Genomic DNA, 14,156 nt, shown 5'->3' on the forward strand with positions numbered 1-14,156 from the left:
GCCACTGCTCGATTTCCCACCAAGTCACCGCCAGTATTAAAATCCTGTGGCCTTATAGTATACAACCGGATGAAGACCACACGGCACGCGACTTACAACCTCAACTACCACATAGTGTGGTTGCCGAAGTACCGCAACTCGGTACTCGTCAACGAGGTCGCAGACCGTGTGCGGACCATCCTCCACGAAATAGCCGACAACAAAAGCGTCGAAATTCTCGACCTTACCGTACAGCCCGACCACGTTCACCTGTTCGTCAGTAGTCCGCCCAAGAACGAACCGGCGCTCCTCGCCAACTGGTTCAAGGGTATCTCTTCCCGCAAGTACAACCATCGATACGCCGACCACGACGGCGAGAAAATCGGATGGGTGCGAGGATACTACGCAGGGACTGCCGGGCACGTTTCGAGTGAGACTGTCGAGAACTACATCCAGCAACACAAGGAAGGCGATTCGTGACCGAACTCACGAAGACGCTCGAACTCAAACTGGTAGAGCCGAACGCCCACAAGCGGAGAAAACTCCGTGAGACGCGAGAAGCGTACCAGCACGCCCTCCAAGATGCCTTCGACGCCCGATGTACCACGCAGACCGAAGCGAACGACGTGGTGGTCAACTACGACCTGAGCGGGTACGCCAAGAACGTGCTCAAGAAGTACGTCCCGCAACTCACGACGACCTACAACGCGGGCGAACTTCACGACGACCACCCTGTTCGCTTCACGAACAAAGGGTTACGGCTTAACCACAAGCCCGAGAACGCGATCGAGTGGTACGTCAAAATCCCGCACCACGAGGACTACCACCTCTGGATGCCAGCACAGCCGAATCCGGAACAGCGAGACTGGCTGGAAGCGTTGAACGCTGGTGACGCGGAGATGGGTGAGAGTCGGCTGTTCGAGCGAGACGGGACGTGGTTCCTCCACGTCACCGCCACCCGCGACGTGGAGGATGGTTCCGAGGTGTCCACTGAAGAACGGACGCCCATCGGTGTCGACATTGGGGAAGCGTCGCTCGTCACGGTGTGTCACCGCGACGACCACGGTTGCCCGACCGCTCCCGAACTGTGGGCCGACGAGGGGAAGACCGTTCGTCGGCTACGCAAGACCCACTTCACCGCCACGAGGCGACTTCAGACGCGCGGAAGCGAGCGTATCGCTGAATCGTTCGGTGACGAACTGTGGAACCAGATAGACGACGTGTTCCACCGCGTCACCCGCGAAGTCGTGGAATACGCCGAGTCCGTCGAGAACCCCGTGCTTGTTCTGGAAGACCTGACATACATACGGGAGTCGATGGACTACGGCGAGTATATGAACCGGCGTCTCCACGGATGGGGATTCGCCAAACTCCACGCACAGATTCGATACAAAGCCGTCGAGAAGGGTATCCCGGTGGAGACGGTGAACCCGCGCAACACCTCGAAGGAGTGCCATGCGTGCGGTGAGGTAGGATACCGCCCGCGACAGGCGACGTTCAAGTGTACGAACGACGCTTGCTGGATGGGCGAGTACCAAGCGGACGTGAACGGCGCGATAAACATCGCAGACCGCTACCTCAGCGGAGAGAGTCGTTTCAGAGAACACGAGAATGACGATGACTCGGCTGAGGATGGGGGGCGTTTGACCGCCCCACAAGACACCCACGCCGATGCTGAAACCCAGCAAGGGACGCGTGGAACGAATGCGTCTTGAAACCGTAGGGTTGAGCAGACGCTCGGCCTGAAATCCCGTGGTGGGATTCCCGCGTCTTTAGGCGCGGGAGGAGGTCAAATCGCAGTAAGTGGTTTATTCATTCTCCCGCTGATCGCTAGACGGCAAGACGAACACTACTCTTCAGATGAGAAGATCTCGCTGCCGACGTCGGACAGTTCGCTAGCTTCCTTGTGAGCGTACATCTTCGACGTCGTCGACGGATCCTCGTGTCGGAGGGCGCGTTGTGCGTCACTGAATCCTGCCTCGTCGTAGTATGCCTCCCCAACACCGCGGCGGGCGCCATGGAGCGTCAGATAGTCTTTTGGATCGGCTGAACAATCCACAGCAGCTTCTTGAGAGAGCTTCTTAAGCGTGTACCGACCGCCCTCAGTGGTTAACGCCGGTGGCGTAAGGTCTCGCTCGCGGAAGGCATCGGCGAGATCAGCCGTGCTGAGGCTGGTGACTGTGTCAATCGTCTCAGTATCGACTCCACGGTCCTGAAGCTGGCTCCGTGCGGCCTCTCGCAATGAGGCAAGGTGGAACGAAGGGAACACGGGCCACGTCTCGGCAGGCGGGTCTAAGAGCGTCTGCCAGCGGCTGAGAGCCCTGACAGGACGGTCAGTTAACGGTGCCTTCTCGACTTTCTGGCTCTTTCCAAGCACCGTCAGAATTTCCTGGTCAGTATCGATGTCTGCCCACGTAATCCCAGTCCGCCGGTCATCGCGACTGGCAGCCAGAACCTCAGCGCCACGGACACCTGAAAATCCGAGGACGTAGACAAGCGCCCGGTCACGAGCGGCTGTGAGTGCCTCTCGACTCCGAGGATCCGCATCAATGGCATCGTGTGCTCGTTCGTCGACGTACGAGACAATGGTCTCACGCTGTTGCTGAGACCAGAACTGTTGTTGCCCAGAATCCGTCGTGGGGCGGTCAGGCATTTCGTCTTTCGCCCGGTCGGTGTCTGCCGGATTTTCTGCGATGTACTCCCACTGCTGGCAATAATGGAGATACGCAGAGACGAGCGAGTAGTAGTTCCACGCAGTAGCGGGTGTGATCCCCTCGGCATCACCGTTCGCCCGTCGAGCGTTCACGCGCCGGGCGAGATGACCAGCATATCGGGCGAGGTGCCGGCTGTCGAGCGCTTCCAGGGTGGTTACCCCGCGACTGTCCATCCATTCAATCCAGTCCGGGACGACGCGTTCGAGCGCTTGAACGTAGTTCCCTGAGCGGTGGATCCCGTCTTCAGGCGAATCTGTTTCTTCGATCGTCTTCGCCTTAGCGTCGAGGAAATCAGGCAGCGGCTCGTCGAGTGCTGTATCGCCGGTCATTTCCCTGGGTTGCGGGCCATCAGCTGGCGGTGCCATCGATTCAGCTTCACCGACGGCGGCGACCCTCAAAAATTTACTTGTGACTACTCGACTAATCCAAAGTAGATGGCAAAATTTTCAATATCGCCCCAATAACCCGTCTAGCGGCTGATTACGGACAAATAGGCTAGATTCTTCGTGTTGTAAATTGCATGTCGCTATACAGAATATGGGCGGGGGAAGTTGAGACTACAGTGGGTTTAGCGGGCCTGTGATGCGCGAATTTGGCCGATTCGGTCAGCGAAAACTGCTCCAGATCACTCTCCAAGCGGCCATTATTGTCACACTTCCAATCGTAAGGGCGAATTTTCGAGACATCCAATAGTGTAGCCACTCAGACGGCGCGCTAACCCAGACAGAGTGTCTCTCTACCCGATTCCCGTTTCCTTCTTCAGCAACGTCACCGTGTTGTCGGCTGTTACCATCGGCGAATGTTCGTATTCACCAGTCAACTCAACCTGCACGAGCAGATCGACGGCCCGCCAGATCGAGTACAACAGGCAGGCGAACGCGAAGTAGAAGAATCGCAGCCCGAAATCCTTCGACGTGGTGGCAGCCATGAACCGTTTGATCGACCTGTACCCACTCTCAATTTCCCACCGGTAGCCGTACTCCGTGAGGTGTCCGCTCCCCCGGTTCGTCATAAACACCGAATACTGCCGATGATCGTCGTGCTCGGAGTCCTCTTTCCGGCGGTAGATCAGCGTCGTCTCGTGCCACTCATTCTTGCCCAGGTGGAGCTTGCGGTCGGTCTCGTATCGGTCCTGATTCCGTTGAAGCAACCGCTTGGCCTGGGCTTTCTCGCTGGTCTGCATCCGCTTGGGAACGGCGTAGGAGAGCCCGCGCTGGCTGATCATCTCCAAGACGTGCTGGCTATCGAACTCCCTGTCCATCAGCACGTTATCGACGTGGACCAACTCTTCAGCCGAATCGAGCAAGTCCTCGACGATTTCCAGTCGTGTCTCCCCCTTTCGGACGGGGCGCGCGTCCAGCACGATTGGGACGGCATTGCCAACCAACTGGACCGTCGCCCATTGGTAGGCGTACTCCTCGGTGTTCTCTTTTGTCCCGATGATCTCGTCCTCGTGCCCGGTCCTGTCGCCGGTGAAAGGATCGGCTTCGGTGATATCGATTGCGACGATGCCTGCGCGGAAGAACTCCTCTGTCTCTGCAATCTCGTCGATGAGGTGCCGGATCGCCTGTCGGTACATCTCGCGAGTCTGCTCGATAGAGAGATCGCGAATGTGGCTGCGGTGGGCGTGTCCGAGTGGTGTTCGATCCCGCGTTGACTCATGAATGTAACTGCGGGCTCCTTCGTTCGCAGCCAGCCGCTCGCGAAGTCCGAGATATGTTTGTAAGTTCCAGTATGCGTTCTCGTGAATCTCACAGCCGTCTCCACGATCCAGCGAGAATGCTGGGAAGATGATGCGACTGACGTGGTCGGTGATTTTCTTTGCCCGCTCCAGAACGGTCCGATCGTCCGGTACTGAGTCGTCTTCATTATCGTTCCGATAGCTGAGCTTCCGCTCTAGTTCTCGTGGAATCTCGATACCCGCATTCTGGGCCTTGATCAAGATCGTTCGAGCTGCTGTTTGGACGGCCTCGCGTAGGTCGACAGAGAACCGCTCGTGCCAACTGCGCCATACCGTCGATTGATTCGGCATACGCTCAAAACCGAGGTCTCGTCGAAGTGCCGGTCGCTGTTGGAGGAACGTCAAAAGTGCCGTTTCGTGGTCCCAGCCGTGAATCTCTTTGAGCAAGAATAACCGCACCAACTGTGGCATCTGATACCGCGTAGAGCCAAAATACTCGTCATGCGGTTCGAAATCGACGTATTTCAGCGGATACTGACATATGAACTCCGCAATCGACTCGTGGGCGTCGTGATCGAACCAGACTCTAGCGACGGTTCGAATGTCCGATTGGAGAGCGGATACTGAACTCCGGTCGTATAGTGGTGTCGACCCGTATGCAGGCCACTCGACGTGCTGTAACTGTGCGATAGTCCGAAAGACATCCTGTCGCGATTGCTCTGTTGATGACATTAGTCGAGAATAATCCGTCCGAGAGACGCTGTAAGGTCTCTTCGGTCAGGAGGTACAGCCATGCTTCGAAGACAGCTAGGGACCACGTTGCTATGCGGAACGCGGTCGGATGTTACCAGTTGAGGCTACCCCCGCTCTGGTATTCGGTCACCTGCGTCTCGAAGGGATTCTCTTCCTTGTTCAGGTTGACTTACTCGGACATCCACGGGAACGGATTGTCAGTCCCATACTGTTCCGGTAAGTCGAGTTGTCCAAGGCGCCGGTCGGTGATGTGTTCGACGTCCTCGGCGAACTGCTCGGCACTCATGCCAAGTATTTCGTCAGGACACGCCTCGCAGGTGTGATTCTCTCTAACTCGACTGCTTCGGTAATCAGGTCGACTACTTCGTCGCCGAACTCGTCGGTCCACACGCTGGGATTCTCCGACCAAATCTGTTTGATGAGATCCACGCCTAAGCCGTCAAGGACCGAGGCACGCATACGCCGAGGGGTAGGGTGGCGTAGTTTACATTAACCGCTCTATCATACCGGCCGATGGGAGATCAGCTCTCACAGGCCTTGCATTCGAGGATGTCTCGGCTGAACTTCTGTGCGGCGTTCACGCTGTGTTGGTAGTAGAGACTCTTCACCCCTTTCTTCCAAGACTCGATGTAGAGTTGGTTGATCTCCTTGACGCTCACTTCGCTCGGATCGATCGAGACGTTCAGGCTCTGTGCCTGATCGATGTGTTTCTGCCGCTGCGCTGCCTGGTTGATGATCGCCATCTGTGGGATCTCGGCGAAGGTTTTGAACACCTCCTTCTCCTCGTCGGTCAGGCAGTCGAGGTGTTGCACGCTCCCGTCGTTCTGTGCGATGCTGTCCCAAACCTCGCGCTCGTCTCTGCCTCGCTCTTTCAGTATCGCCTCAAGGAACCGGTTCTTCTGCGTCGACTTCAGCTTCGCACCGTCGCGGACGAAGTAGTTCGATTTCAGCGGTTCGATGCTCGGACTGACCTGCCCCAGGATGACACTGCTGGATTTCGTCGGGGCCACGCTCATCGTCGTCGCGTTCCGGCGACCGTAGCCCTCGAGCACCTCCGGCTCGCCGAACTCGTCGGCGAGCCGACGACTCTCCTCGTAACTTCGCTCCTTGATCGTGCGGAAGATTGCCTCGTTTTTCTCCATGGCCTCCATACTGTCGAACGGAATCATCTCGCTCTGGAGGTAGCTGTGCCAGCCGAGGACGCCGATGCCGATTGCCCTGTGCCGTTTCGCAAACCGTACTGGGCGTTCCATGAACTGCGTCCCCTCCGCCTCTTGGATGAACTCCTCCATGACGGCGTCGAGGAACCGCGTCAGCGTCTCTACTGCGTCGGTATCCTTCCACTCGTCGTAGTGGAGCGCGTTCATCGACGAGAGACAACAGACGAAACTCTCGTTTGGCGTGGCTGGCAGCGCGATCTCGGTACACAGGTTGGAGCCGTTGATCTCGTAGCCCCTGTCCTTGTAGACCTGTGGCTTCCCGTCATTCATGTTGTCCCGGAAGATGATATACGGGACACCAATGTTAATCCGCGTCTCTATGATCTCTGCCCACGTCTCTCGCTTCTCCTCGTCGCCATCGACCATCGCCCGGAACCAATCGTCACCGATGATGACGCCGTAGTAGATGTCCTGTACGGGGTCGCCCTCGGTCTTGATGTTGAGCCACTCGTCTAGGTCGTCGTGTTCAACGTCGATGTACCCCGCGAACTGGCCGCGCCGCGTCTCGCCCTGGCTGACGACGTTGATGATCGTGTCGAACAGCTCGGTGAAGCTGTAGCTCCCGTTGCTCTTGCCGTTGTTCGTGATCGGGCTGCCTCGGGGCCGGATTTCGCCGAAGTACCCGCTGGTCCCGCCGCCCAGCTTGGTCATCTCGCCCACTTCGGCCTGCGTGTAGAGGATGCTCTCCATGTTGTCCTCCATGTAACTACCGAAGCAGCTGATGGGCAGGCCTCGGTCCAGACCGAAGTTCGACCACACCGGACTCGCGAGGCTGTAGAAGCCCCGGCTCATGTAGTCGTAGAACTTGTCCGCGAAGCCGTCGTCGTCCAGGATCTCCTCGGCCCGCTCCGCGATCTCCCTGACCCGCTCCTCGGCCGTGACGCCCTCGATCAGGTACCCGTCGTCGAGGAACTCCCGGCTGTCCTCGTTCAGCCAGTAGAACGGTTCCTCGTGCTGCTGGTTGACCTCGTCGAGTGCTGGTTCTGTTTGTGCCATCGTTAGAACATGTCCTCCGCGGTGACGCTCTGTGCGTGTTTGTTGTACGTGGTCGACCGCTTGCTGAAGAAGTCGTTATCCTTTGTCATCATGATGTCCTCGTCGAACCACCGTGTCTCCTCGAGCAGGTCATCGTCCGGGTCGAATATCGGCTCGACACCGACGTTCTCGAGGCTCTGATTGAACCGGTCCCGCAGGAACGCGTCGACGTGCGCCCGGGGAAGGAACTCCAGTTCGCCCTCACCGAAGATCCAGTCCAGTATCTTCATCTCTGCCTCGAACGCCTGCTGACAGGCCGCTTGGACCTCTTCTTCGAAGTCCTCGTCGAAGAGGTCCGGATTCTCCTCGCGAATCGTCTCCACGAGTTCGACACCGAACAGTCCGTGAATCTGCTCCTCCTTGCTGGTCGCTTCGACGGCGTTCGCGATCCCCTTGAATTTCTTTTCGTGTTTGTCGAAGCTCGTCATGATGAGGAACTGCGAGAACAGCGAGACGTGCTCGACGAACGTGGAGAACAGCAGGAGACTCATCACGTACTCCTGTTTGTCGTCGCTCTCGCTCTTCTCGAGGTACTCGTCGAGGTAGTCGATCCGCTTCTCGATTGCGGGGACGTTGGTCACCTCCTCGAAGTCCTCCGTGATCCCCAAGATGTCGAGGAGGTGGCTGTACGCGTCCATGTGTCTGACCTCGCTCTCCGCAAAGGTCATGCCGACGTTCCCGATCTCCGCTTTGGGCATCTCGTCGTAGATTTCTGCCCAGAAGGTCTTGACCTGGACCTCGATCTGCGCGATGGCCAGCATCGTCCGCTTGATGACGGTTTTCTCGGCCGGAGTCGTGTTGACCTTGAAGTCTTGAACGTCTCCTGAGAAGTTGAACTCCGTGTGAACCCAGTAGCTGTTCCGTATCGCGTCTTTGTACTCGAGGACGTCGGGGTACTCGTACGGTTTGAGCTGCGTTCGTTCGGAGAAGATGTCGGTCTCCGGATCTCCGCCTTTGGTTTTGTTTTCAGTCATTGGCACGTACCCCGGAGGAATCGTTCTCTGTTGGTTGGTTTCTGTTTCCGTCGTTCTCTGTACGTCTGGAAGTGGATCATGCTCGCCCGGTCAAGGATTGACCGAACATTCGTTTGAGCTGCGTATGTTTGTGTCATAGTGAGCTGTTCGAGGCATCGAAGTCATCGAGTTCTGCATCCAAGACTGCGTCAAGTTCTCTCAGGAACTCCTGCGGCTCAGAGAATGCTTTGTAAACGGAGACAAATCGAATGTAGGCTACCTTATCGAGCGTGCGGAGGTTCTCAGAGACGAGTTCGCCGATGAGACTCGAAGAGACGATACGTGCCTCTCGACCTTGCAGTTCGCTCTCGATATCGTCGACGAGAGCAGTCACTGTTGTCTCGGCCACATCGCGCTTCTCAACGGCTCGCTCGATCCCTGCACGGAGTTTCTGTCGGTCGAACGATTCGATGGTTCCGTCGCGTTTTTTCACCTGGAGTGACTCCCACTCCGGACGTTCGTAGGTCGTAAAGCGGAACGAACAGCGTTGACATTCGCGGCGCCGTCGGACGGAGGTTCCGTCGGCACTGGTCCCTGTATCGATGACGCGTGTTCGCTCGTTCCCGCAGTCCGGGCAGTTCATAGTTGTCACTACTTAATCCTCCAGGGTCTTAACCCCAGATGTGGGTCCTCTCGATTTCGACCGCAATATCTGGTGGTGAGGACTGTCACATAAAGCTTACCCAATTGAATTGATGTAGTACAACTAAACTTGATTAGTGGGCGTGGATAATTGGGATCATATGCATTGAGTGACCCAGTCTCAACTACTGTGGGCAGTGGAGTTGCCCCACAGTTTCGGAGGATAGGCTAGTTTTGGATCGAATGGCCATCAAGTCGTGGTGATTCTCACCGATCAGGCATCGGTTTTGAATCCTTACTCTCGAACTACCGGACGGGCGTACGAAATTGCGTGGATTTTGGCGCTGCTGAATACGGTTGTCACTCTTGAGCGGCGGACCCAGCGAGAGCTCAGCCGATTAGTCGTGCGGGATCAACGCCGAGGCAACGAGCTCAACACACTCACCCGCAGTAATCACAGGTGCGTAGTCCATCTCGCCGTCGATGTCCGCTTTCAGCAGGAAGTCGGTCAGCCGCCAGATATTGTACAAGAGGACCGCGAACACGAAATAGAACAAACGAACGCGGTAGTCTTTCGAGGAGGTCTTCGCGAGAAAGTCACCTTTGATAGATTTGTACTCACTCTCGATCTGCCACCGGCGGCTGTAACGCTGACAGAACGTCTCGGCTTCCTCGGGACCGACTCGAAGATTCGTCGCGAAGACGGCCGTTCCCTCTCCACTCGTCGACGGTACGTACAGGAGCCGCATTGGATGCGATCCAGATTCCACATGGACAGAAGCTGACTCAACAGCCACCTCTTGGTCGTCTCCCTCCATTTGTTTGAGTACATCCCGTTCGGAGCTGGAGACTCGCTTCGGAATGAGGTAGTTCACATCGAGGTTTGAGAGCGTCTGGAACACTTGTATCGAATCGAACTCTCGGTCACAGAGTACTGTCTCGATCGGAACGTGTCTTTTCGTTCGTCGAACGAGTCGCCGAACAGTACGATGGATCTGATTCGACGGGTTGTCGTCCCATCCAGAACTTTCTCGAACCGGTTCCACGGCAAGAACGAGCGGGATATTCTGTCCGATGATCGAGAGCGTTGCGAATTTGAAGGCCCGACTGTCTCTATCTTTCGTACCGCTGACCATCGGCATCCCGTCGACATCCCCGTAATAGGGGATAGTCGTGATGTCGATCGCAGCTGTCACCGGCCGACGGAACGATGCTTCGGATTCGATGACCGAGAGCAGCCGATCGGCCACTGCATCGAATCCATCGATCAGCTCCCCTGGCGCAAACTGTTTGATCGTTCTAAGATGCGTATCGCCGTGTGGGCTGCTGTCCGAGCCGTGTCGATATTGAAACCGAGCCGCTCCTTGCGGTGTCCCGCAGCTGACCATTCCGATGAACGTTTGCAATTCGAAGAACTGTGTGTCTTCGTAGGTCGCGTTCGCAGCGCGACCGGAATCAAACTCATCGAAGCCGTGATCACGAGCAAGTCGAGCCGTCCGGTAGATTTGCTTGTCGGAGAATTCACACCCAGCCGTCTCATCATCAGTGGAGGGGTCCACTTCGTCGACGATCTCTGCTTTCGGCCGGACAGCGGGAGCTGAAAACTCGCGGTCGTGCGATTGTTTAATGACGAAGTGCGAAGCAATCTGGACGAACTCCCGAACGCCCTCGTCGAAGCGTTTCCGCCACGTTCGGGACAACACGGATTCATCGGGGATGTGTTCCAAATCGAGTGGCTCGGCGAGTTCTTGGTACCGAGCCAGCGCTCGATAGCTTGTACCTGTGGCCTCTTTGTAGATGAGGAGCCGAACCATTCCGAGAAAGGAGTGTGGAGTAGGGTGCCACTCGGGATAGCCATCGTTGAGGTATTCGGTTCGAATCGTACTCTCAGCGACGCTCAATAGCAGGGAGTCACCTTCTCGCAACTGTTCAGTGATTTCGATTCCTGTGTTGTAGGCGTTGGTCATCCGGCAGGCACGGTCAGAAAGCGGGTCTAGTGACTCCGCCATCAATTCCCAAGACGGTTGGTTTGACTGTTCTGTTGAATCCGCAGAAAGTGTCTGGATCGGGTCACTCTGTACTCGGCTCTGGAGCGCTGTCAAAAAATCAAATGTGGAATCTTGGCAGAGAGAGTGAGGGCCAAGGTCACTAGGTGGATCGATCTAACTCCTCGATGAGGAAGAGTGAGATGATCCTCTCTTCAGGGATCGTGATCTCCATGCTGTCATCGGATTCAATAGAACAGACCTCGTAGTACTCCCCGATGGGAGAGTTACTGTCAGTCAGTATTTTGACATATTGAAGTTGTACAAACCGATTTCGGGTTCTTCAAATCAGTATAAGAGTACCCAGCTATATGCACAACGACGATTCGTATGACCACGTCGTCCCCGGAAGTGATGAGGAACTCAACACACCAGACGTCCGTGGCTACGACTTCCGCGGAGAATTCGACTTCCACGAGATGCTTGACGCCTACGCGACTACAGGCTTCCAAGCAACACAACTCGCGGAAGCCATTGATATTGCCGACCGCATGCAAGAGGCGGACGCTACGGTCTACCTCACATTCACATCAAATATCATTTCCTCGGGCCTGCGTGAGGCTGTTGCCTACCTTGTCCGAGAAGGATATGTGGACGTTCTCATCACGACGTCTGGGTCACTAACTGAGGATGTCATCAAGACAGCGAAACCGTTCAAGATGGGTGATTGGGACGCCGACGAGGCAGCACTTCGAGATCAGGGTATCAACCGACTCGGGAATATTTTCGTCCCTTCCGATCGATACGTATGGTTGGAAGAGTATCTGTATGACTTCTTTGACGATTTCTTTGCAGATGAGAAGATCCGGACCCCGACAGCCTTTGCACGCGAGTTAGGAAAAACGCTTGATGACGACGATTCTGTGTTGAAGCAAGCGGCAGACAACGATGTCCCGGTGTACTGTCCGGCCCTGACGGATGCTGAGGTTGGGAACTTTCTCTATTATTACCGACAAGGCTACGATTCGGACGTTGGAATCGAAATCTTAGACGACTACGATTCTCTGATCGAAGACGGTCTTTTAGCAGATACAACCGGTCTTATTGCTGTCGGCGGTGGTGTCCCGAAACATCACGCCATTATGACGAATCTCTTTCGAGGTGGTGCAGATTATGTCGTTTATATCTCTACTGGGATGGAAGGAGATGGGTCGTTATCAGGTGCACCACCGAATGAGGCGGTTTCCTGGGGAAAAATCAAAAAAGAGCAAACGAATTATACTCAGGTTGAGGCAGAAGCAACACTTGTATTCCCACTCTTGATCGCAAGCGCGTTCACCGAGTGAATTCGGTCCGTTTCGTCTGAGAGGTGTACCAGACCATTCTGTTTTATTGAATCCGATGACGGCGTTAAGCACACTCGACTCTCCCGCTCCGCTACTGCGTTCAGAGTGAGGCTATCCTGTCGCCTTCTGCGGATTCAAATAATGCTTGGAACCTCACTGGATTCCAAGGATGGTCCTCTGTCACCCGATTACGTCGTCGGCTCTTACAGTCTCCACCTGCTGAAAGGATTCAATCTTTGGTTACATATCGAATAGCTAGTACGTCACCTGATTCGTCAGACTCGTATCTTCCGACCTCGACGGTCGATTCACGGACGTTCCCTGTCTTCGGCATCGTCCCGGAGAGTCCAGCGCCGAGTTCCGACTTCCCGATATTCTCCTTGCCGACGACCACGACGGGTTCCTTCCCATCGTTCTCGGTCGATGGGATCTTGTCAGTGACGCTCCGTGCGTCAGTCATATTTTTTGAATCCCATCTTTGGAGCCAGTTCCCGGAACGATTGCCGGCAGAGCCAGATGTCGTACTTACCGACGAGGCCCTGTTCGCGCCCCGTCATCCGGCAGACGTGTCGGTCGTCGTCTCTCGAATCGTTCGACTGCCCAGTTCCACTGTCTTTCTGCGGAGTATCTCGTGTCATGATTAGCAGTCACACATGTCGGGTTCGCAGCAGGACAAGTCCTCGAGGAACATGTTCTTCTCACGGTACTCGTCGAGGACAGTTCGGTCGACGTCGAGTCTGGAGGCGATTTCGTCAGCCACGACAGCGAAGCGCTGCCTGAATTTGTAGATGAAGCAGAACTGCTGGCCGTTGTGCGTGACCTGTGGACCGGCGAGAAACAGGCCGGGACTGATGGTCGACTCGTCCCGTTCGGTCAACTGGGGCTGCCCATTCTCGAACTCGAAGTGTTCGTCGACGATGCCGAGTCCGCTCTCGAATCCGGTCGCGAGCACTGGCCGATTCCGTGTCCTAAACGACGCGCCGTCGGTCCCGATTACGTCGAATGTCCCCTCCTCGATGTCGACGCGCTCGACTCGGATTCCGTCTTCGAGGGCGACCGGTGCGTCGTGTTCGAATGCGTCCTGTAACCGCTGGCTCGTGTATGGGGAGAGGACTTCGCTCGGGTCCGGTCCTCGGAACTGCCACGGCCCGTCCTCGTCGACGACGAGCACTTCGTGACCCAAGTCGGCGAGTGCGAGTGCCGCGTCGATACCGCTCTCGTACCCGCCGACGACGACGATGGGGTCCTCGGCACACTCGTCGGCGAATGAACTCCAGGATTCAACTCGGGAGTTGTGGACGCAGTGGTTCGCGCCGGGGAACGGATCGTCGTTCGGTTGCCCGAACTGCCCGGCTGCCCAGATGACGAATCGACTGTGGATGACGCCAGTAGACGTGTGGAGTATGAATCCGTCGTCGTGTCGTTTTATCGACTCCACGTCTACACCGGTTCGGACGGGTAAGTCGTGAAACTCGACGACTCCTTGGAGATATTCGGCGTACTCTCCGCCGGTCGGGTGTTCACGATCAAGCGCAAATGCGGGCGAGGTGTCAGTGGTGACGGCGTTGAGGTCGCGGCAGCCGAAGCTGTTGCTAGGAAACGATGGCGTGATGAGGCGCATTTCTTCTGGCCACTGTAGGAACGCCGCCCCGACTTCGCCTCGCTCGAGGATGGCGTAGGATTCGAGATCCAGATCCGCGAGGACGGCCCCAAAACCGACGCCTGCGGCACCTGCCCCGACAATCGCTACGTCGAGCGACTCGTGTTTACGGGCTTTTTCGGAGGTCACTGTTAACAACATGAGATAGTATATAGCTAATTATAAATAATATACGCTATAGTTTTAAT

At 56.2% G+C, this 14,156-nt stretch carries 12 protein-coding genes and 1 pseudogene; 3 read left to right on the forward strand and 10 right to left on the reverse strand.

All coding sequences use genetic code 11. The features are described 5' to 3' along the window. The first annotated feature begins 69 nt into the window (after positions 1 to 69). Positions 70 to 459 carry an IS200/IS605 family transposase gene (gene tnpA / locus EXE50_RS08910; protein WP_053770061.1) on the forward strand — a complete coding sequence of 130 codons (390 nt, stop codon included), beginning with the start codon at positions 70 to 72 and terminating at the stop codon, positions 457 to 459. After that, the gene (locus tag EXE50_RS08915) at positions 456 to 1,694 is read left to right on the forward strand and encodes an RNA-guided endonuclease TnpB family protein (protein ID WP_137704845.1); all 1,239 of its coding nucleotides are present in this window, start codon (positions 456 to 458) and stop codon (positions 1,692 to 1,694) included. Before tnpA ends, EXE50_RS08915 begins: the two co-directional genes overlap by 4 nt. A gap of 134 nt (positions 1,695 to 1,828) precedes the next feature. On the opposite strand, the gene EXE50_RS08920 is transcribed toward EXE50_RS08915, so the two are convergent. The 7 genes and pseudogenes from EXE50_RS08920 to EXE50_RS08950 all read right to left on the reverse strand — a co-directional run bounded on the left by EXE50_RS08920 (position 1,829) and on the right by EXE50_RS08950 (position 10,986). Beyond that, positions 1,829 to 3,058: a site-specific integrase gene (locus EXE50_RS08920; RefSeq protein WP_053770063.1), complete on the reverse strand. Its 1,230-nt coding sequence runs from the start codon at positions 3,056 to 3,058 to the stop codon at positions 1,829 to 1,831. 371 nt (positions 3,059 to 3,429) lie between these two features. Then, the gene (locus tag EXE50_RS17710) at positions 3,430 to 5,106 is read right to left on the reverse strand and encodes a transposase (RefSeq protein WP_137704846.1); all 1,677 of its coding nucleotides are present in this window, start codon (positions 5,104 to 5,106) and stop codon (positions 3,430 to 3,432) included. Positions 5,107 to 5,218: 112 nt separating this feature from the next. Further along, positions 5,219 to 5,565 (reverse strand): annotated as a pseudogene (locus tag EXE50_RS17985) (ribonucleotide-diphosphate reductase subunit beta); the annotation flags it as partial. 83 nt (positions 5,566 to 5,648) lie between these two features. Continuing rightward, positions 5,649 to 7,343, reverse strand: a complete 1,695-nt coding sequence (locus tag EXE50_RS08935; protein ID WP_137704847.1) for a ribonucleoside-diphosphate reductase subunit alpha — start codon at positions 7,341 to 7,343, stop codon at positions 5,649 to 5,651. Positions 7,344 to 7,345: 2 nt separating this feature from the next. Further along, entirely contained in the window at positions 7,346 to 8,356 is a 1,011-nt protein-coding gene (locus EXE50_RS08940) for a ribonucleotide-diphosphate reductase subunit beta (protein WP_137704848.1), read from the reverse strand. Positions 8,357 to 8,489: 133 nt separating this feature from the next. After that, positions 8,490 to 8,978 carry a transcriptional regulator NrdR gene (gene nrdR / locus EXE50_RS08945; RefSeq protein ID WP_137704849.1) on the reverse strand — a complete coding sequence of 163 codons (489 nt, stop codon included), beginning with the start codon at positions 8,976 to 8,978 and terminating at the stop codon, positions 8,490 to 8,492. 397 nt (positions 8,979 to 9,375) lie between these two features. Next, the gene (locus tag EXE50_RS08950; RefSeq protein ID WP_082356837.1) at positions 9,376 to 10,986 is read right to left on the reverse strand and encodes a transposase; all 1,611 of its coding nucleotides are present in this window, start codon (positions 10,984 to 10,986) and stop codon (positions 9,376 to 9,378) included. A 347-nt stretch (positions 10,987 to 11,333) separates the two neighbouring features. Here EXE50_RS08950 and EXE50_RS08955 point away from each other — a divergent pair, with 347 nt between their 5' ends. Beyond that, positions 11,334 to 12,308 carry a deoxyhypusine synthase gene (locus EXE50_RS08955; protein WP_137704850.1) on the forward strand — a complete coding sequence of 325 codons (975 nt, stop codon included), beginning with the start codon at positions 11,334 to 11,336 and terminating at the stop codon, positions 12,306 to 12,308. Between the two features lie 229 nt (positions 12,309 to 12,537). Here EXE50_RS08955 and EXE50_RS08960 read toward each other — a convergent pair whose 3' ends face one another. The 3 genes from EXE50_RS08960 to EXE50_RS08970 are packed head-to-tail and all read right to left on the reverse strand — an operon-like array spanning position 12,538 to position 14,109. Further along, the gene (locus EXE50_RS08960; RefSeq protein WP_241982649.1) at positions 12,538 to 12,768 is read right to left on the reverse strand and encodes a hypothetical protein; all 231 of its coding nucleotides are present in this window, start codon (positions 12,766 to 12,768) and stop codon (positions 12,538 to 12,540) included. After that, positions 12,761 to 12,946 (reverse strand): 30S ribosomal protein S14, encoded by a 186-nt coding sequence (locus EXE50_RS08965; protein ID WP_077152235.1) that lies wholly within the window; start codon positions 12,944 to 12,946, stop codon positions 12,761 to 12,763. The genes EXE50_RS08960 and EXE50_RS08965 overlap by 8 nt, the downstream gene beginning before the upstream one ends. Before the next feature lie 2 nt (positions 12,947 to 12,948). Continuing rightward, positions 12,949 to 14,109 carry an NAD(P)/FAD-dependent oxidoreductase gene (locus tag EXE50_RS08970; RefSeq protein WP_199241340.1) on the reverse strand — a complete coding sequence of 387 codons (1,161 nt, stop codon included), beginning with the start codon at positions 14,107 to 14,109 and terminating at the stop codon, positions 12,949 to 12,951. Positions 14,110 to 14,156 lie beyond the last annotated feature (47 nt).

It is taken from the genome of Halorubrum sp. ARQ200 (assembly GCF_005435115.1).
GTDB classification, from domain to species: domain Archaea; phylum Halobacteriota; class Halobacteria; order Halobacteriales; family Haloferacaceae; genus Halorubrum; species Halorubrum tropicale.